General features: G+C 67.8%; 18 protein-coding genes. 11 read left to right on the top strand and 7 right to left on the bottom strand.

Annotated elements, in window-relative coordinates; all coding sequences use genetic code 11:
* Window positions 1–38: 38 nt before the first annotated feature.
* On the top strand, window positions 39–2,084 hold the full coding sequence (locus tag AC1PZ7_RS03095) for a thioredoxin domain-containing protein (protein ID WP_482358057.1): 2,046 nt from the start codon (window positions 39–41) through the stop codon (window positions 2,082–2,084).
* A 315-nt stretch (window positions 2,085–2,399) separates the two neighbouring features.
* Here the strand turns inward: AC1PZ7_RS03095 and AC1PZ7_RS03090 are convergent, their stop codons facing one another.
* The 4 genes from AC1PZ7_RS03090 to hemE all read right to left on the bottom strand — a co-directional run bounded on the left by AC1PZ7_RS03090 (window position 2,400) and on the right by hemE (window position 5,785).
* Window positions 2,400–2,768 carry a hypothetical protein gene (locus tag AC1PZ7_RS03090; RefSeq protein ID WP_482358056.1) on the bottom strand — a complete coding sequence of 123 codons (369 nt, stop codon included), beginning with the start codon at window positions 2,766–2,768 and terminating at the stop codon, window positions 2,400–2,402.
* A gap of 22 nt (window positions 2,769–2,790) precedes the next feature.
* Window positions 2,791–4,056, bottom strand: a complete 1,266-nt coding sequence (gene rho, locus AC1PZ7_RS03085) for a transcription termination factor Rho (protein WP_482358055.1) — start codon at window positions 4,054–4,056, stop codon at window positions 2,791–2,793.
* A 247-nt stretch (window positions 4,057–4,303) separates the two neighbouring features.
* Window positions 4,304–4,729 (bottom strand): protoporphyrinogen oxidase HemJ, encoded by a 426-nt coding sequence (gene hemJ / locus AC1PZ7_RS03080; RefSeq protein WP_482358054.1) that lies wholly within the window; start codon window positions 4,727–4,729, stop codon window positions 4,304–4,306.
* A gap of 24 nt (window positions 4,730–4,753) precedes the next feature.
* The gene (gene hemE / locus AC1PZ7_RS03075; protein ID WP_482358053.1) at window positions 4,754–5,785 is read right to left on the bottom strand and encodes a uroporphyrinogen decarboxylase; all 1,032 of its coding nucleotides are present in this window, start codon (window positions 5,783–5,785) and stop codon (window positions 4,754–4,756) included.
* Window positions 5,786–6,112: 327 nt separating this feature from the next.
* On the opposite strand from hemE, the gene AC1PZ7_RS03070 reads away from it, so the two are divergent.
* From AC1PZ7_RS03070 to dnaQ, 5 genes are read left to right on the top strand one after another with little or no spacing between them, the layout of a single operon-like run.
* On the top strand, window positions 6,113–6,979 hold the full coding sequence (locus AC1PZ7_RS03070; protein WP_482358052.1) for a pyruvate, water dikinase regulatory protein: 867 nt from the start codon (window positions 6,113–6,115) through the stop codon (window positions 6,977–6,979).
* Window positions 6,972–7,604, top strand: coding sequence for a Maf family protein (locus tag AC1PZ7_RS03065; protein WP_482358051.1), 633 nt, complete (start codon window positions 6,972–6,974; stop codon window positions 7,602–7,604). Before AC1PZ7_RS03070 ends, AC1PZ7_RS03065 begins: the two co-directional genes overlap by 8 nt.
* Window positions 7,601–8,473 carry a shikimate dehydrogenase gene (locus tag AC1PZ7_RS03060; protein ID WP_482358050.1) on the top strand — a complete coding sequence of 291 codons (873 nt, stop codon included), beginning with the start codon at window positions 7,601–7,603 and terminating at the stop codon, window positions 8,471–8,473. The genes AC1PZ7_RS03065 and AC1PZ7_RS03060 overlap by 4 nt, the downstream gene beginning before the upstream one ends.
* Entirely contained in the window at window positions 8,470–9,099 is a 630-nt protein-coding gene (gene coaE, locus AC1PZ7_RS03055) for a dephospho-CoA kinase (RefSeq protein ID WP_482358049.1), read from the top strand. Before AC1PZ7_RS03060 ends, coaE begins: the two co-directional genes overlap by 4 nt.
* Window positions 9,092–9,790 carry a DNA polymerase III subunit epsilon gene (dnaQ, locus tag AC1PZ7_RS03050; protein ID WP_482358048.1) on the top strand — a complete coding sequence of 233 codons (699 nt, stop codon included), beginning with the start codon at window positions 9,092–9,094 and terminating at the stop codon, window positions 9,788–9,790. Before coaE ends, dnaQ begins: the two co-directional genes overlap by 8 nt.
* A gap of 56 nt (window positions 9,791–9,846) precedes the next feature.
* Here the strand turns inward: dnaQ and secB are convergent, their stop codons facing one another.
* Complete coding sequence (gene secB / locus AC1PZ7_RS03045) at window positions 9,847–10,311, bottom strand: protein-export chaperone SecB (RefSeq protein ID WP_482358047.1); 465 nt, start codon at window positions 10,309–10,311, stop codon at window positions 9,847–9,849.
* A gap of 416 nt (window positions 10,312–10,727) precedes the next feature.
* On the opposite strand from secB, the gene AC1PZ7_RS03040 reads away from it, so the two are divergent.
* From AC1PZ7_RS03040 to AC1PZ7_RS03025, 4 genes are read left to right on the top strand one after another with little or no spacing between them, the layout of a single operon-like run.
* Window positions 10,728–11,462 (top strand): Tim44/TimA family putative adaptor protein, encoded by a 735-nt coding sequence (locus tag AC1PZ7_RS03040; RefSeq protein ID WP_482358046.1) that lies wholly within the window; start codon window positions 10,728–10,730, stop codon window positions 11,460–11,462.
* 12 nt (window positions 11,463–11,474) lie between these two features.
* Window positions 11,475–12,785, top strand: a complete 1,311-nt coding sequence (gene mltA / locus AC1PZ7_RS03035) for a murein transglycosylase A (RefSeq protein WP_482358045.1) — start codon at window positions 11,475–11,477, stop codon at window positions 12,783–12,785.
* Window positions 12,785–13,399: a Smr/MutS family protein gene (locus tag AC1PZ7_RS03030; RefSeq protein WP_482358044.1), complete on the top strand. Its 615-nt coding sequence runs from the start codon at window positions 12,785–12,787 to the stop codon at window positions 13,397–13,399. The genes mltA and AC1PZ7_RS03030 overlap by 1 nt, the downstream gene beginning before the upstream one ends.
* Window positions 13,396–13,761: a helix-turn-helix domain-containing protein gene (locus AC1PZ7_RS03025; RefSeq protein ID WP_482358043.1), complete on the top strand. Its 366-nt coding sequence runs from the start codon at window positions 13,396–13,398 to the stop codon at window positions 13,759–13,761. The genes AC1PZ7_RS03030 and AC1PZ7_RS03025 overlap by 4 nt, the downstream gene beginning before the upstream one ends.
* 186 nt (window positions 13,762–13,947) lie before the next feature.
* On the opposite strand, the gene hslU is transcribed toward AC1PZ7_RS03025, so the two are convergent.
* Window positions 13,948–15,258, bottom strand: a complete 1,311-nt coding sequence (hslU, locus tag AC1PZ7_RS03020) for an ATP-dependent protease ATPase subunit HslU (RefSeq protein ID WP_482358042.1) — start codon at window positions 15,256–15,258, stop codon at window positions 13,948–13,950.
* 135 nt (window positions 15,259–15,393) lie between these two features.
* Window positions 15,394–15,939, bottom strand: coding sequence for an ATP-dependent protease subunit HslV (gene hslV, locus AC1PZ7_RS03015; RefSeq protein ID WP_482358041.1), 546 nt, complete (start codon window positions 15,937–15,939; stop codon window positions 15,394–15,396).
* A 145-nt stretch (window positions 15,940–16,084) separates the two neighbouring features.
* Between hslV and hisB the strand changes: the two genes are divergently transcribed.
* The gene (gene hisB, locus AC1PZ7_RS03010; RefSeq protein WP_482358040.1) at window positions 16,085–16,678 is read left to right on the top strand and encodes an imidazoleglycerol-phosphate dehydratase HisB; all 594 of its coding nucleotides are present in this window, start codon (window positions 16,085–16,087) and stop codon (window positions 16,676–16,678) included.
* Window positions 16,679–16,693: the final 15 nt, after the last annotated feature.

The raw sequence follows: 16,693 nt of genomic DNA, 5'->3' as shown, positions 1-16,693 counted from the left end.
CTCACCCTGCTCCCGACGCTCTTCCCCGGAGAGGCCCCTTGTCGAACCGCCCCCAATCGAGCCGTCCCGCGTCCAATCGCCTCCGCGACGCCGCCAGTCCCTATCTTCTCCAGCATAAGGACAACCCGGTCGACTGGTGGCAGTGGCAGCCCGAGGCCTTCGAGGAGGCCCGCCGAACCGGCCGGCCGATCCTGCTGTCCATCGGCTACGCCGCCTGTCACTGGTGCCACGTCATGGCGCATGAGAGCTTCGAGGACGAGGCGACGGCTGCCGTGATGAACGAGCTGTTCGTGAACATCAAGGTCGATCGCGAGGAGCGGCCCGAGGTCGATCAGATCTACATGGCGGCGCTGCAGCAGCTCGGCGTCCAGGGCGGCTGGCCGATGACCATGTTCCTCGACCCGGACGGCGCCCCCTTCTGGGGCGGCACCTATTTCCCTCGGGAGGCGAAATACGGCCAGCCCGCCTTTATCGACGTGCTGAAAACGATGGCCAATGCCTTCGCCTCCGGCGATCCGCGCATCGCCGCCAACCGCGTCGCCCTGCTCGACCGCCTGCGCCAGAAGGCCCGCCCAACCGGCAAGGTGACGATCGGCACCAGCGAACTCGACGATGTCGGCGGCCGCATTCTCGGCATCATGGACACCGTCCATGGTGGGCTGCAGGGGTCGCCGAAATTCCCCAACACGCCTTTCCTCGAACTGCTCTGGCGCGCCTGGGAGCGCACCGGCCGCCAGCGCTTCCGCGACGCCGCGCTGCATGCGCTGGACGGCATGAGCGAGGGCGGCATCTACGACCATATCGGCGGCGGCTATTCCCGCTATTCGGTCGACGACCGCTGGCTGGTGCCGCATTTCGAGAAGATGCTCTACGACAATGCGCAGATCCTCGACCTGCTCGGTCTGGCCTATAGCGAGACGCTGGCGGATCTGTTCCGCGCCCGCGCCGAGGAGACCGTCGGCTGGCTGCGGCGCGAGATGCTGACGGATGGCGGTGCCTTCGCCGCCAGCCTCGACGCCGATTCCGAAGGACATGAGGGGCGCTATTACGTCTGGACGCTGAAGCAGCTGCTCGACGCCCTCGGCGCGCAGGACGCCGAATTCTTTGCGCGCCATTACGACATCGTCCCGTTCGGCAATTGGGAAGGCGTTTCGATCCCGAATCGACTGAAGGAAGTCGAGCGCTCCGGCGCCGACGAAGCCCGCCTCGCCATGCTGCGCGACAAGCTGCTCGCCGTGCGCTCCACGCGCGTGCCGCCCGGCCGCGACGACAAGGTGCTGGCCGACTGGAACGGACTGATGATCGCGGCGCTCGCCAACACCGCGCACCGCTTCGGCCGGCCGGAATGGATCGAGCTGGCCGTCTGCGCCTTCCGTTTCATTGCCGAATCGATGGTGCGGGACGGACGCCTCGGCCATAGCTGGCGCGAGGGACGACTGGTCTTCCCCGGCCTCTCCTCCGACCATGCCGCGATGATCGGCGGTGCCCTGGCCCTGCATCAGGCCACCGGAGAGGCCCTCTATCTCGATCACGCCATCGCCTGGCAGCGCCAGCTGGAGACCCACCACGCCGCGGAGGATGGCGGCTACTACCTCACCGCCGACGACGCCGAAGGGCTGATCCTACGCCCCGACGCGACGGCGGACGACGCCGTCACCAACCCGAATGCGCTGATCGCCCGCAATCTCGTGCGGCTCGCCACGCTGACCGGCGACGAGACTTTTCGTCAGCGGGCAGACCAGCTGTTCGACGGACTGCTCCCGCGCGCCGCGCCCAGCCTCTACAGCCATGCCGGTCTGCTCAACGCGCTCGACACCCGCCTGCGGGCGCCGGAGATCGTCGTCGTCGGATCAGGTGTCGAGGCCGAAGGGCTGCTCGACGTCGCCCGGCGCCTGCCGCGCGTCGACATCGTGCTGCAGCATGTCACTGACCCCGCCACGCTGCCGGCCGATCATCCCGCCCGAGCCAAGGCAGCCAGCGTCCAGGGCGCCGCCGCCTTCCTGTGCAGCGGCTCCGTCTGCTCGCTTCCCATTACGGAAGCGAATCGACTTGCCGATGCCGTGCGCGGCGCTTCAGCTGACTAGGGTTCGGTGAGACCAAAGGCACCGGCGCACCCCTTGCGATCGATAGGGGACAAGCCTGTGGATAAGTTGTGGGCGAAAATCGGCGAGGCCCCGCATTTCAACAGAAATGCCCACCAGGCGGAAAGTCCCGTTCTGCGATGGATGGATCGGAGGAGCGGGCAAACGCCCGTCCTGAGTCATCTCTGAGGGTCATCATTCCGGGAACGAAACAAGCACAAATGGGCGAAATTGCCCATCAGGCCCATAAATGTCGACGATCAGATCGCGTTTTCGCAAAGAGCGATTCGAGACCATTCGTCACATCGTGACGAGGCTTCAATCCTTCCGGCTGAAGCGGATGTTCGCGAACATCAGCGGCACGACCAGCATCAGCGCGCCGGCAAGGTCGGCCTGGAAAATATAGGTCAGGCCCAGTTCCTCGCGCACCGCCGGCCCGATGATGGGATCGGCGAAGTCGGCGACGAGGCTGGCGACGAAAAGCGCCGTGGGAAGCCAGACGGCAAGCGGCAGCCACCAGCGCCGGCAGGCCATCACCCAGCTCAGCGCGGCGATGCCGATCACGAAGAGCCAAAGCTCAGCTGTCGGTGGCTCGCGCTCGGCGATGCCGGCATGAACCGGCACCGCGAGAAACAACGCCACGGGAAACGACATCAGTGAAAGCTGGAAGATCCGGCCTGCTCTCATGTCCGCCCCCCGCGGCGCTTCGTCAGGTGTTCATCGAATCGAAGAAGTCGCCGTTCGTCTTGGTCTGGCGCAGCTTGTCGACCAAGAACTCGATCGCATCGACCGTGCCCATCGGGTTGAGGATGCGCCGCAGGACGTACATCTTCTTCAAAACGTCGGCCGGCACAAGCAGCTCTTCCTTGCGGGTGCCCGAGCGGGTGATGTCGATCGCCGGGAAGACGCGCTTGTCGGAGACCTTGCGGTCGAGGATGACCTCGGAATTGCCGGTGCCCTTGAATTCTTCGAAGATCACCTCGTCCATGCGCGAGCCGGTCTCGATGAGCGCGGTCGCGATGATGGTGAGCGAGCCGCCTTCCTCGATGTTGCGCGCGGCGCCGAAGAAGCGCTTGGGGCGCTGCAGGGCGTTGGCATCGACACCGCCGGTCAGCACCTTGCCCGAGGATGGCACGACGGTGTTGTAGGCGCGTCCCAGTCGGGTGATCGAATCCAAGAGGATGACGACGTCGCGCTTGTGCTCGACCAGGCGCTTGGCCTTCTCGATCACCATCTCCGCGACCTGCACATGGCGCTGGGCCGGCTCGTCGAAGGTGGAGGAGACCACCTCGCCTTTCACCGAGCGCTGCATGTCGGTGACTTCCTCCGGCCGCTCGTCGATGAGCAGCACGATGAGGTAGCACTCGGGATGGTTGGTGGTGATGGACTGCGCGATGTTCTGCAGCAGCACCGTCTTGCCGGTGCGCGGCGGCGCCACGATCAGGCCACGCTGGCCCTTGCCGATCGGCGCCACGATGTCGATGACGCGGGCGGAGAAATCCTTCCGGGTCGGGTCTTCGATCTCGAGCTTGAGCCGCTCGTCGGGATAGAGCGGGGTCAGATTGTCGAAGTTGATCTTGTGCCGGATCTTGTCCGGATCCTCGAAATTGATCGTGTTGACCTTGAGCAGGGCGAAGTAGCGCTCGCCGTCCTTCGGTGAGCGGATCTGTCCTTCGACCGTGTCTCCGGTGCGTAGCCCGAAGCGGCGTATCTGGCTGGGCGAGACGTAGATGTCGTCGGGACCGGGCAGATAATTGGCATCCGGCGAGCGCAGGAAGCCGAAACCGTCGGAGAGGATCTCGACGACGCCTTCACCGATGATGTCGGTGTCGCGTCCGGCGAGCTGCTTGAGAATAGCGAACATCAGCTCCTGCTTGCGCAGCGTGCTGGCGTTCTCGACCTCAAGTTCCTCGGCGAACACGAGAAGTTCGGCCGGATTCTTGGACTTGAGGTCCTGGAGCTTCATTTCCCCCATGGGAAAAGGCCTCGATATCGGTAATGGAGTGGCCCGGCCAAGCCAATGAAACCCGCCGGGACTGCAAAGGGTGGGAAGCGCTGGTCTGCGGACCCGGCCGACAGAAATCGGCCTCGTGTCCGACACACCGGACGGCATCGGGGAAGATGCCCGCCAAAGCGGAGCGTCAGCCAGCTTGGTGGAAGTAGGCGCAACATAGGCAAAGCCACGATTCGACGCAAGCCTGCCTTGCCAAGCTTTGATCCGATCAAAACGGCTTTACGATGACCATGATGACGATGCCGATCATCAGCAGCGTCGGTACCTCGTTGGCAATGCGGTAGAAACGGGCCGGACGCGTGTTGCGGTCGGCGGCGAAGTCCCTGACCCAGCGGCCCTGAAAATCCTGTGCCGCCGACAGCGCCAGAACCAGTGCCAGTTTCACGTGAAACCAGCCCGAGAGGTACCAGCCGCCGTCCCAGGCGAGGTAGAGCCCTGCCAGCCAGCTCACCACCATGGCCGGTCGGGAGATGGCGTTCAGCAGACGCCGCTCCATGACCTTGAACGTTTCCGATTGCGGCGAGCCCACCGGCGCGGCGCAATGATAGACCATCAGCCGCGGCATATAGAGCAACGCGGCCATCCACGAGATGATGGCCATGACGTGCAGCGCCTTGATCCACTCATAGAGCATGGCGAACCCCGCCTTTCCGCTGCCTCAGCCGCCCCGGACGCGCGCAATCATCCGCTCGACATGAGCGATCGGCGTCTCGGGCCGGATTCCATGGCCGAGATTGAAGACATGCGCGGCGCCGTGGAAATCCTGCATCAGCGCGTCGATGGCCGTGTCGAGCGCCCGCCCCCCGGCGATGAGGGTCAATGGATCGAGATTGCCCTGCAAGGCGCATTTCGCCCCCAGCGCGTAGCGCGTGGCGCTCCTGTCGGCCGTCCAGTCGAGCCCCACGCCGTTGACGCCGGTGGCCTGCACCAATTCGGTAAGGCCCGACAGCGTCGCCCCTTTCGGAAAGGCGATGATGCGCGCACCCGGTACCTCCGCCCGCACCTGCGCGACGATCCGCCGGATCGGATCGATGCTCCAGCGGCGGAAGCCTTCCGGATCGAGCACGCCCGCCCAGCTGTCGAAGATCTGCACGGCATCGGCGCCGGCCTTCAGCTGGCCCACCAGATAGCGCGAGGAGGTCTCGACCAGCCGGTCGATCAGCGCCGCGAAGAAGCCGGGATCGGTCAGCGAGGCGAGCCGCGCCGGCGCCTGGTCCGGCGTGCCGCGTCCAGCCACCATATAGGTCGCTACCGTCCATGGCGCGCCGCAGAAACCGAGCAGCGCCGTCTCGACGGGCAGCTCGGCACGAATGCGCGACACCGCCTCCAGAACGCGGCCGATCTTCGAGGGATCGAGCTCGCTGCGCAGCGCGGCAAGCTCGGCGCCATTCGTCACCGGCACGAGGCGCGGCCCCTCACCCGCCTCGAAGGTCAGCGGGCAGCCCAGCGCATGCGGGACGACCAGGATATCGGAGAACAGGATCGCCGCCTCGAAGCCGAAGCGCCGGATCGGCTGCAACGTCACCTCGACGGCATAATCGGGCGTGTAGCAGAGGGTCAGGAAATCGCCGGCCTTCTCGCGCACGGCGCGATATTCCGGGAGATAGCGACCCGCCTGGCGCATCATCCAGATCGGCGTGCGTTTCGGCACATGGCCGTCGAGTGCCTGCAGCATGATGGGCAGGCTCATCGCGTTGTCCCCCGGCTCTTTCATACTTCTTTAATCTCTATTCAATGAGAGTCTTATTTGTTTAGGTAGGGGCATTAGACGGGTTCCTCGCCGATCACAACCGGCCCCCAGCTTGACCCGTCGCCGAGCCTTCGCTCGCCTCTCCAAAATCGAGACCTGACAGAACGTTAGGCGCGGTGAAACGAATTATCCACGCAGTTCGCCAGGGCGTCCTTGATTCCGCTCACAGGTGGCAGTCCTGTGGAGGAAACAGCGCTCTGTCCCCAGGCCGGACTTGCGAACACCGCGATGGCGTGTCTTGTTCCATCGCCATGCACAGCCCTGTGGATGACCGGCGTGACTGACGCCTCCCGCCCGTCGGAGAGCTACTACCATCTCCATCTCGTGTCGGATTCCACCGGCGAGACGCTGATCAGCGTCGGCCGTGCGGCGGCGGCGCAATATGACGTGAAGCCGATCGAGCACATCTACCCGCTGGTGCGCACGCACAAGCAGCTCGACAAGGTGGTGCAGGCCATCGACGAATATCCCGGCATCGTGCTGTACACGCTGACCGACCCGGAACTGCGCAACCGTCTCAAGACCTATTGCCGGGGCAATGGCGTGCCGGTGCTGTCGGTTCTGGCGCCGGTGGTGCAGCTGTTCCAGGCCTATCTCGGCGGCACGCCGGAACCGCGCGTCGGTGGCCAGCACCAGCTCGATGGCGACTATTTCCGGCGCATCGACGCGATGAACTTCACCGTCATGCACGATGACGGGCAGCATGTGGACGGGCTGGAGGCGGCCGATGTCGTGCTGCTGGGCATTTCGCGTTCGTCCAAGACGCCGACCAGCATCTATCTCGCCAATCGCGGCATCAAGACCGCCAATATTCCGCTGGTGCCGGGCCTTCCCGTGCCGCCGGGCCTGGACGAATTGAAACGCCCGCTGATCGTCGGTCTGCTGGCCAGCGCCGAGCGCGTGGTGGAGATCCGTCGCAACCGGCTTCTCGGGCTCAACGCGTCGCAGCCTGCCGACGCCTATACCGACCGCCAGTCGGTGGCGGAGGAGATCGCCTTTTCGCGGCGGCTGTGCGCGCGTCATGGCTGGCCGATGATCGACGTCACCCGCCGATCCATCGAGGAGACGGCGGCGGCCATCATCGGCCTGCTGCAGGAGCATCGCCGCAAGCTCCTGGAGAACACAGGTGGTTGATCCGTCTGCCGAAAATGCTCTCTGGCGCGGTTCCGCGCCGCTCGTCCTGGCCTCCCGGAGCGCGGCCCGCCGCGCCCTGCTGGACGCCGCGCGCCTGCCCTTCGAGGCTGTGAGCGTCGAGGTCGACGAACGCGGCCTCGAAAGCGAGGCCGTCGCCTCCGGCGCCGCGCCGGCGCAGGTCGCGGCCGTGCTCGCCCGGGCCAAGGCGCTGGCGGGGAGCCTCGCCCATCCCGGACGGCTGGTGATCGGGGCGGACCAGACGCTCGCGCTCGGCGACGAGGCGTTCCACAAGCCGGCTGATCGGGCGGCGGCGAAGGCGCAACTGGCCCGGCTTTCCGGCTGCATCCACAAGCTGCATTCCGCCGTCGCCGTGGTGCAGGATGGAGAGGTGCTGTTCGAGACCGTCGCCTCCGCCGATCTCGCCATGCGGCCGCTGGACGAGGCGACGCTCGACGCCTATCTCGCGGCGGCGGGAGAGGCGGTGCTCTCCAGCGTCGGCGGCTACCAGCTCGAAGGGCTCGGCATCCATCTGTTCGAGCGTGTGGAAGGCGACCATTCGGTGATACTGGGATTGCCGCTCCTGCCGCTTCTGGCTTTCCTGCGCCGCCATGGAGTCCTGTTGTGACGTGCCAGACCGCGACGCGCCAAACCACGCGCCATGCCGCTGTCATCGGCCATCCGGTCGCTCATTCGCGCTCGCCGCTGATCCATGGCTACTGGCTGAAGCAGCATGGCATCGATGGCACGTATGGCCTGCGTGACGTGGCCCCGGAGGCGATCGAGGATTTCCTCGCCGGCTTCGCCGCCAGCGGGCTCGTCGGCGCCAATGTCACGGTTCCGCACAAGGAAGCGGCCTTCCGCGCGGCCCGCGAGCGCGATCCGGTGGCGACGGCGCTCGGCGCGGTCAACACGCTGTGGCTCGAGGATGATCGGCTCTGCGGCGCCAATACCGACGTCTACGGCTTTCTCGCCAATCTCGACGCCGCCGAGCCGGAATGGGCGCGGGCACTCGGCGAAGCGGTCGTGCTCGGCGCCGGCGGCGCCGCGCGGGCCGTCGTCCACGGCCTGCTCAGCCGCGGCATCGATCGCGTCGTGGTGGCGAACCGGACATTTGCGCGGGCGCAGGCATTACGCGACCAGTTCGGCCCGCATGTGCTGCCGGTGGACTGGCGCGACCTGCCCGGCCGGCTGAATGGCTGCCGCCTGCTGGTCAACACCACCTCGCTCGGCATGAAGGGTCAGCCGCCGCTCGACATCGACCTTGCCGCCCTGTCGCCGGACGCACTGGTGACCGACATCGTCTATGTGCCGCTGGAGACGCCCTTGCTGAAGGCCGCGAAGGCGCGCGGCCTCGCCACCGTCGACGGGCTCGGCATGCTGCTGCACCAGGCGGTGCCCGGCTTCGAGCGCTGGTTCGGCGTGCGCCCCGAGGTGACGGCGGAGCTGCGCGCGCTGGTCATCGCCGATCTCGCGGCCAGGGGCCAGCTCGCGTGACCGGCGCCCTGCCCTTCCGCCTCGGCCTGACCGGCTCGATCGGCATGGGCAAGTCCACCACCGCCGGCATCTTCCGCGAGTTCGGCGTGCCGGTGCATGATGCCGATGCGGCGGTGCATGCGCTCTATGGCGAAGAGGGCGTCGCGCCGGTCGAGGCGGCCTTTCCCGGCGTTGCCGTCGGCGGGCGCATCGACCGTGTCCTGCTCGGCGCACGGGTGCTCGGCGACGACGCGGCGATGAAGCGGCTGGAAGCCATCGTGCATCCGCTGGTGCGGGCGCGCGAGGCGGCGTTCCTCCGGCGTGCCGCCGAGGCGGGCGCGCCGATCGCCGTTCTCGACATTCCGCTGCTGTTCGAGAACGGGACGCAGGACCGGGTCGACGCGGTCGTCGTCGTCACCGCGCCGGAATCTGTGCAGCGGGCGCGGGTTCTGGCCCGCCCCGGGATGACGAAAGCGAAATTCGCGGCGATCCTGGCCCGGCAGCTGCCCGACAGCGAGAAGCGCCGCCGTGCCGACCATGTGATCGATACCGGCCATGGGCTCGACCGTGCCCGCGCCGAGGTCGCCGCGCTGTTGCGCGCACTGCGCGAGAAGATCGGCGATGCCGAAGGAGACCGGAATGCGTGAGATCGTCCTCGATACCGAGACCACCGGCCTCAATCCGCTCACCGGCGACCGGCTGGTGGAGATCGGTTGCGTCGAAATCCTCAACCGCATCCCGACGGGCCAAGTCTATCACGTCTATCTCAACCCCGAGCGCGACATGCCGGTGGAGGCGTTCAACGTCCATGGCCTGTCGAGCGAGTTCCTGTCCGACAAGCCGCTCTTCGCGCATGTGGTGGAAGAGTTCCTCGCCTTCATCGGCCAGGACCCGCTGGTGATTCACAACGCGTCGTTCGATATCGGCTTCATCAATGCGGAACTGGCCAGGGTCGGACGGCCCGCGCTCACCTTCGACCGGGTGGTGGACACGCTGAGCCTCGCCCGCCGCCGCCATCCGGGTGCGTCGAATCGTCTCGACGACCTCATGGCGCGCTACGGCATCGACAGCTCGCGCCGCACCAAGCACGGGGCGCTGCTGGATTCCGAGCTGCTGGCGGATGTCTATGCCGAATTGTGCGGGGGCAAGCAGACGGCGCTCATCCTCACGACGGTCGAGGCGACGGCCGCGCTTGCGGAGGGCGAGGTCGCCGTCCCTCTCGAGCGTCCGCGCCCGCTGCCGCCGCGCGGCGACGCGGCGGAGACCGCCGCTCATGAGGCTTTCGTCGCCACGCTGGGCGAAAACGCGATCTGGAAGGAATACACGGCCGGGAGCTGAGGCTTCCGGCCGCATCGTCATGTGAGCCGTCGACGCCGCGCGAGCGCGGCGCGGGCTCAGGAGGCGAGAACGTTGCTCGGCTGCTGCTGCGCCATGCGCTGGCGATAGAGCGTGACGAAATCGACCGGGTCGATCATCAGCGGCGGGAAGCCGCCATTGCGCACGGTGTCGGCGACGATCTGGCGCGCGAACGGGAACAGCATGCGCGGGCATTCGATCAGGACGAAGGGGTGAATGGTCTCCTGCGCCACGTTGTGGGCGCGGAAGATGCCGGCATAGACCAGCTCGAGCGCGAACAGCGTCTTGCCGTTCAGCTCGGCCTTCGCCTCGACCTTCAGCTCGACCTCGTACTCCGCGCCTTCACCCATCGGACGGGCATTGACGTTGATCTGGATGCCGATCTGCGGCTGGCCCTTGACCACCAGCGATTCCGGCGCGCCCGGATTCTCGAAGGACAGGTCTTTCGTGTACTGCGTCAGAACCTGCAGCGTCGGCATCTGGGCGTTATCGGTTTCGGCCATGAGGATCTCCGTGGGGTCCACCGGAGATGCCGCATGGGGGCTCCGGCGATGGTGCCGCTGGGTCGGTTTTCCCGCCTCAGACGGTCTTGGAAATGGGCGGGTGTCGCTAACACGGTTGATCGCGGGTCACAAGCGCGGGGTTGCCGGATGGCGGTTCCACAAGGTCTCGCGGGAGCGGCTTGGTGGGCGCGGCGGCTTGCTCTACTGTTCGCCGGCGATGCTGGCCGGTGCGCCATTCCTCCCGAAGTGATGACCCTGCGGCAGAGACGGGGTGGCGAAATCGGCCAGACGTCGTAAATAGGTCATGGCGGGTGCCTGGACCGTTCCGGCTTGGAATGGACCGCGCATGCACCACATGAGAGTCAATCCGTGCCGGACAATGGTTCCGGCGGCAGCAGAAAACGGCGAACTGCGACGTGTTCGATATTTATACGATCATCTTCCTGGCCCTCGCCGTATTCATCTTCATACGGCTGCGCAGCGTGCTGGGTCAGCGTACCGGGCGCGAGCGGCCGCCTTACGACCCCTATTCGCGCCGCGATGCGGCCAAGGCACCGGCCGGCGCCTCCGACAAGGTGGTGAACTTTCCCGGCAGCTCGGCTGAGCAGGCTCCCGTGCCCGAGCCGGTCGAGTCGGCCGACGCGGACGGGCAGGAACCGGCGCCGGCCCGCTGGGCGGGCGTGGCGGAGGTCGGTTCGGCAGTGGCCAACGGACTCGACGCGATCGCCGCGCAGGAGCGCGGCTTCGACGCGCAGCATTTCCTCACCGGCGCCCGCGCCGCCTATGAGATGATCGTCACCGCCTTCGCCAATGGTGACCGCGCCTCGCTGAAGGACCTGCTGGCGCGGGACGTGCTCGACGGCTTCTCCGCCGCCATCGGCGAGCGCGAGCAGCGCGGTGAGAAGATGGAGACGCAGTTCGTCGGCGTCGACAAGGCCGAGATCATCGAGGCCAGCGCGAAGGCGCGCACGGCGCATGTCACCGTGCGTTTCCAGTCGCAGCTCATTTCGGTCACCCGCGACAAGAATGGTGCGGTGATCGACGGCGATCCCGAGCAGGTCGCGGACGTCACCGATGTGTGGACCTTCTCCCGTGAGCTGGGCGCCCGCGATCCCAACTGGAAGCTGGTCGCCACCGAAGCGGCTTCGTGAGATTATGACGAGGTGCGCACCCATCTCGTCATCCTTGCCGCCTCCTGTTTCCTGACAGGAACCCTGCCGCCCGGCGGGACGGCTCTGCCGTGGCCCTTTGCCTCGGCAGGCGCCGCGCTGGCGGCCGGCGCCGCGCCGCAGCCGCTCTTTCCGCAGGCCGCCCTGGAGCCGACGCGTTTCGACGCCCTGCCCGGCTGGGCCGGTGACGACCATGCCGCCGCCTTCGCCGCCTTTCGCCGCAGCTGCACCCGCATCGCCCGCAAGCCCGACCTCGTCACGCCGCCGCGCCCGGTCTTCACCGCGCTCAGGGCCGTATGCGCCCGCGCCGGGCGGCTGCCGAAGCGCGTGGACGACAAGGCGGCGCGGGCCTTCTTCGAGAAGGAGTTCCGCCCCTTCCGCATCACCGCCCTCGACCGGCCGGAGGGCTTCCTCACCGGCTATTACGAGCCGGAGGTCGAGGGCTCGCGGAACGCTTCGGGCGATTTCGCCACGCCGCTCTACCGCCGCCCGCCGGACCTCGTCATCGAGGCGCCGCCCAAGGACGGCCCACCCGCCAACAAGGGGCAGGCCTTCCGCAAGGTCGACGGCCGCCTCCTGCCCTATCACGACCGCGCCGCCATCGAGGACGGCGCGCTGAAGGACAAGGGGCTGGAGGTCGCCTGGATCCGCGACCCGGCCGACGCCTTCTTCGCCCATATACAGGGCTCGGTGCGCGTGCGGCTGCCGGACGGCGAGGTGCTGCGGCTGAACTATGACGGCCATAACGGCCAGCCCTACACGCCGATCGGCCGTCTGCTCATCGAGCGCGGGCTGGTGCCGCGCGAGAAGATGTCCATGGACGCCATCCGCGCCTATATCACCGCCCATCCCGAGGAAGGGCACGACCTGATGCGGCAGAACAAATCCTACATCTTCTTCCGCGTCGCGCACGAGCTGAAGGGCGAGGACGGCGCCGTCGGCGCGCAGGGCCTGCCGCTCGCCGCCGGCCGTTCCATCGCGGTCGACAAGGCGATCCATGTCTACGGCACGCCCTTCTTCATCGACGCCGAGCTGCCGACCGGCGCGGATGGCGCGGTCGAGCCGTTCGAGCGGCTGATGATCGCGCAGGACACCGGCTCGGCGATCGTCGGCCCGGCGCGCGCCGACATCTTCTTCGGCGCCGGCGCGCAGGCGGGCACCATTGCCGGGCGCATCCAGCATCCCGCCAGCTTCGTGATCCTGCTGCCGCGCGCGCTCGACCCCGCGCGCCGCTCCGTGCCGCTGCCCAAGCCCCGGCCCAAGCCCCGGCCGGCCGTCGTGCCCGCCGTCTCGGAGACGCCGTGATGCCGGGCGACGGCGGTGGAAGCGGGCGTTCGCGGCGCCGGCGCTCGCTCCATGCGGAGGAAAAGGCGCTGTGGGAGCATGTGATCCGCTCGATCCAGCCGATGCGTCCCCTGCCGCGCGTGGCGCCGCCGAAGGCCGACACGCCGGCCGAGGCGACGCCCGAAACCGACATGACCGCTACCGCCGGCAAGCCCAGGCCCGCACGCGCCACACCCCTGCCCGCGCCCGCGGCACCCAAGCGCCCGCCCGGGCCGCCGCCGCTCGCGCCGCTCGAACCCAAGCTGCGCCGGCGCCTGTCGCGCGGCGCCGAGGTCGATGCCCGGCTCGACCTGCACGGCATGACGCAGGCGGCGGCGCATGGAAGGCTGATCGCCTTCCTCCGAGGCGCGCAGGGATCGGGTCATGCGCTCGTCCTCGTCATCACCGGAAAGGGCGACGGCACGGGCTTCGCCGGCGAGGGCGGGCGCGGCGTGCTGCGCCGGCTGGTGCCGCAATGGCTCGGCGCGCCGGAGATGCGCTCCATCGTGGTCGGCTTCGAGACCGCCGGCCGCGGCCATGGCGGGGAAGGCGCGCTCTATGTGCGGGTGCGGCGGCTCAGGGGTGGCTCGTCATGACGCCGTTTGGGCGCCGCATGCGCGAGATGCGCGCCGAACGCGGCGTGACGCTCTCGCAAATGGCCGAGCAGATCGGTGTGTCCGCCGCCTATCTCTCGGCGCTGGAGCACGGCAAGCGCGGCCAGCCGACCTGGCTGATGCTCCAGCGCATCATGGCCTATTTCAACGTGATCTGGGACGAGGCGGAGGCCCTGCGCATGCTGGCCGACATCTCCGACCCGCGCGTGGTGGTGGATACGTCGGGCCTGGCGCCGGAGGCGACTGAACTCGCCAACCTGCTCGCCCGCGAGATCGCCACCCTGCCGCCCGAGGCGGTGGCCGAGCTGCTCGGCCGGCTCAAGATCCTCGGCCGGCCGGGATAGTCCGGTATTTCTGCGCGGCACGCGTGCCGAGCGTCGAAGACCCCTCACCCCGACCCTCTCCCCGCCGGGGAGAGGGAGGACGTCGCGTCGCCGACGCGTTCGCCATCAGGACGCAGCTCGGTGGCGGAGGTTTCACGTGAAACGTGGGGCGCGCCCGCTCGCCGGCAGGATCGTTCCGGAGCCGACTCAAAGGATGTAGCGGCTGAGATCGGTGTTGCCGGCAAGGTCGGCGACCCGCTCGCGCACATAGTCGCCATCCACCACGATCTTCTCGCCGCCGCGGTCCGGCGCGGTGAAGGACAGGTCGTCCAGCACCCGTTCGATCACCGTCTGCAGGCGACGCGCGCCGATGTTCTCGACGCTGGCGTTGACCTGCACGGCGACATCGGCGATGGCCCCGACGGCGTCGTCGGTGATGGAGAGCTCGACGCCCTCGGTCCCCATCAGCGCCACCGCCTGCTTGACGAGGCTGGCCTCGGTCTCGGTGAGGATGCGGGTGAAATCTTCGCGGGTCAGCGGCTCCAGCTCGACGCGGATCGGCAGGCGGCCCTGCAGCTCGGGCAGCAGGTCCGAGGGCTTGGAGACGTGGAAGGCGCCCGACGCGATGAACAGGATGTGGTCGGTCTTCACCGGCCCGTGCTTGGTGGAGACCGTGGTGCCCTCGATCAGCGGCAGCAGGTCGCGCTGCACGCCCTCGCGGGAGACATCCGCCCCGCCGCGCCGGTCGCTACCGGCGATCTTGTCGATCTCGTCGAGGAAGACGATGCCGTTCTCCTCCACCGCGCGGATCGCGTCCTGCACGATGGCGTCCTGGTCGATCAGCTTGTCGGCTTCCTCCGAAAGAAGCAGCGGGTGGGCGTCCTTCACGCTGACGCGGCGCGGCTTGGTGCGTCCGCCAAAGGCCTTGCCGAGCATGTCGCCGATGGAGATGGCGCCCATCTGCGCGCCCGGCATGCCGGGAATCTCGAACATCGGCATGCCCTGCCCGCCACCGGTCGAGACCTCGATCTCGATCTCCTTGTCGTCCATCAGCCCGTCGCGCAGCTTCTTGCGGAAGCTCTCGCGCGTGCCGGGGGAGGCGGTGGTGCCGACGAGCGCGTCCAGCACCCGCTCCTCGGCGGCCAGATGCGCCTTGGCCTCGACGCCCTGGCGCCGCACGTCGCGCATCAGGCCGATGCCGACCTCGACGAGATCGCGCACGATCTGTTCGACGTCGCGCCCGACATAGCCGACCTCGGTGAACTTGGTCGCCTCGACCTTGAGGAAGGGCGCGCCGGCGAGCTTGGCGAGGCGGCGGGAGATTTCCGTCTTGCCGACGCCGGTCGGCCCGATCATCAGGATGTTCTTGGGCAGAACCTCTTCGCGCAGCGGCCCCACGAGCTGCTGGCGCCGCCAGCGGTTGCGCAGGGCGATGGCGACGGCGCGTTTGGCCTTGTGCTGGCCGACGATGTGGCGGTCGAGCTCGGAGACGATTTCACGGGGCGAGAAACTGGTCATGAATCCGGTCTTCTGATTGGAGCCGTCATCCCGGCCGGAACCCACAGGGCGGAGAGCCGGGATCGTAAGACGAGACGGGCGGAACCTGAAACGGTCCCGGATCACCCTTGGTGTCCGGAACGACGGGCCGATGCGTCACCCGATGGTTTCCACCACCACGTTCTGGTTGGTGTAGATGCAGATGTCGGCGGCGATGGACAGGCTCTTGCGCACGATCGCCTCGGCGTCCTGCCCGCTGTCGGCGAGCGCGCGGGCGGCCGCCAGCGCATAGCCGCCGCCCGAGCCGATGGCGGCGATGCCGTTCTCCGGCTCCAGCACGTCGCCGGTGCCGGTCAGCACCAGCGTCACATTGGCGTCGGCGACGATCATCATCGCTTCCAGCCGGCGCAGATAGCGGTCGGTGCGCCAGTCCTTGGCGAGCTCGACCGCGGCGCGCTGCAACTGGCCGGGATACTGCTCCAGCTTGGCTTCCAGCCGCTCGAACAGGGTGAAGGCGTCGGCGGTGGCGCCGGCGAAACCGCCGATCACGTCGCCCTTGCCGAGCCGGCGCACCTTGCGGGCGTTCGACTTCATCACCGTGTTGCCGAGCGTCACCTGCCCGTCGCCGCCGATGGCGACGCGCCCGCCCGCGCGGACGGAGACGATGGTGGTGCCGTAGATCGTGTCGGGGGAGTGCTTCATTCGGGGCTCCGGTCGAGAGCCCTTACTTAAGCCGTCGCGGCGTCAGCGCAACTCGCGCGTGCCCTCAAGCCTGGCGTTGCGGCGCGCATATGGCATCGCAACACTTTAGCTGCTAAGACGCGCGCTCTTTCGGGAGCCTCTCGCCATGCGCACGGCCAGCATCACCCGCGCCACCAAGGAAACGCAGATCCGCCTCTCCGTCGATCTCGACGGCACGGGGAAGGCGACGATCGCGACCGGGGTCGGCTTTTTCGACCACATGCTGGACCTTCTGGCCCGCCATTCGCGCATCGACATGGAGATCGAGGCGAAGGGCGACCTGCACATCGATTTCCACCACACGGTGGAGGATGTCGGCATCGCGCTCGGCCAGGCGGTGAAGGCCGCGCTGGGCGACATGCGCGGCGTCACCCGCTATGCCAGCCTGGCAATGCCGATGGACGAGACGCTGACCCGCGTCGCGCTCGACATTTCCGGCCGCCCCTTCCTCGTCTTCCGCACCGAGTTCCCTGCGGCGAAGATCGGCGAATTCGACACCGAGCTGGTGCGCGAGTTCTTCCAGGCCTTCGCGATCAATGCCGGGCTGACGCTGCATGTCGAGACGCTGTACGGCGTGAACGCCCACCATATAGCGGAGAGCTGCTTCAAGGGGCTCGCCCGCGCCCTGCGCGCGGCAGTCGCCATTGATCCGGCAGCAGTGGGGGAAATCCCCTCCACCAAGGGCAGCCTGGGCGGCTGAGCACGGACGGCTGAG

The organism is Ancylobacter sp. TW_SC_1 (assembly GCF_056836805.1).
The sequence above is the reverse complement of the archived record's forward strand: the minus strand, read 5'-3'. Positions and strand labels throughout refer to the sequence as shown.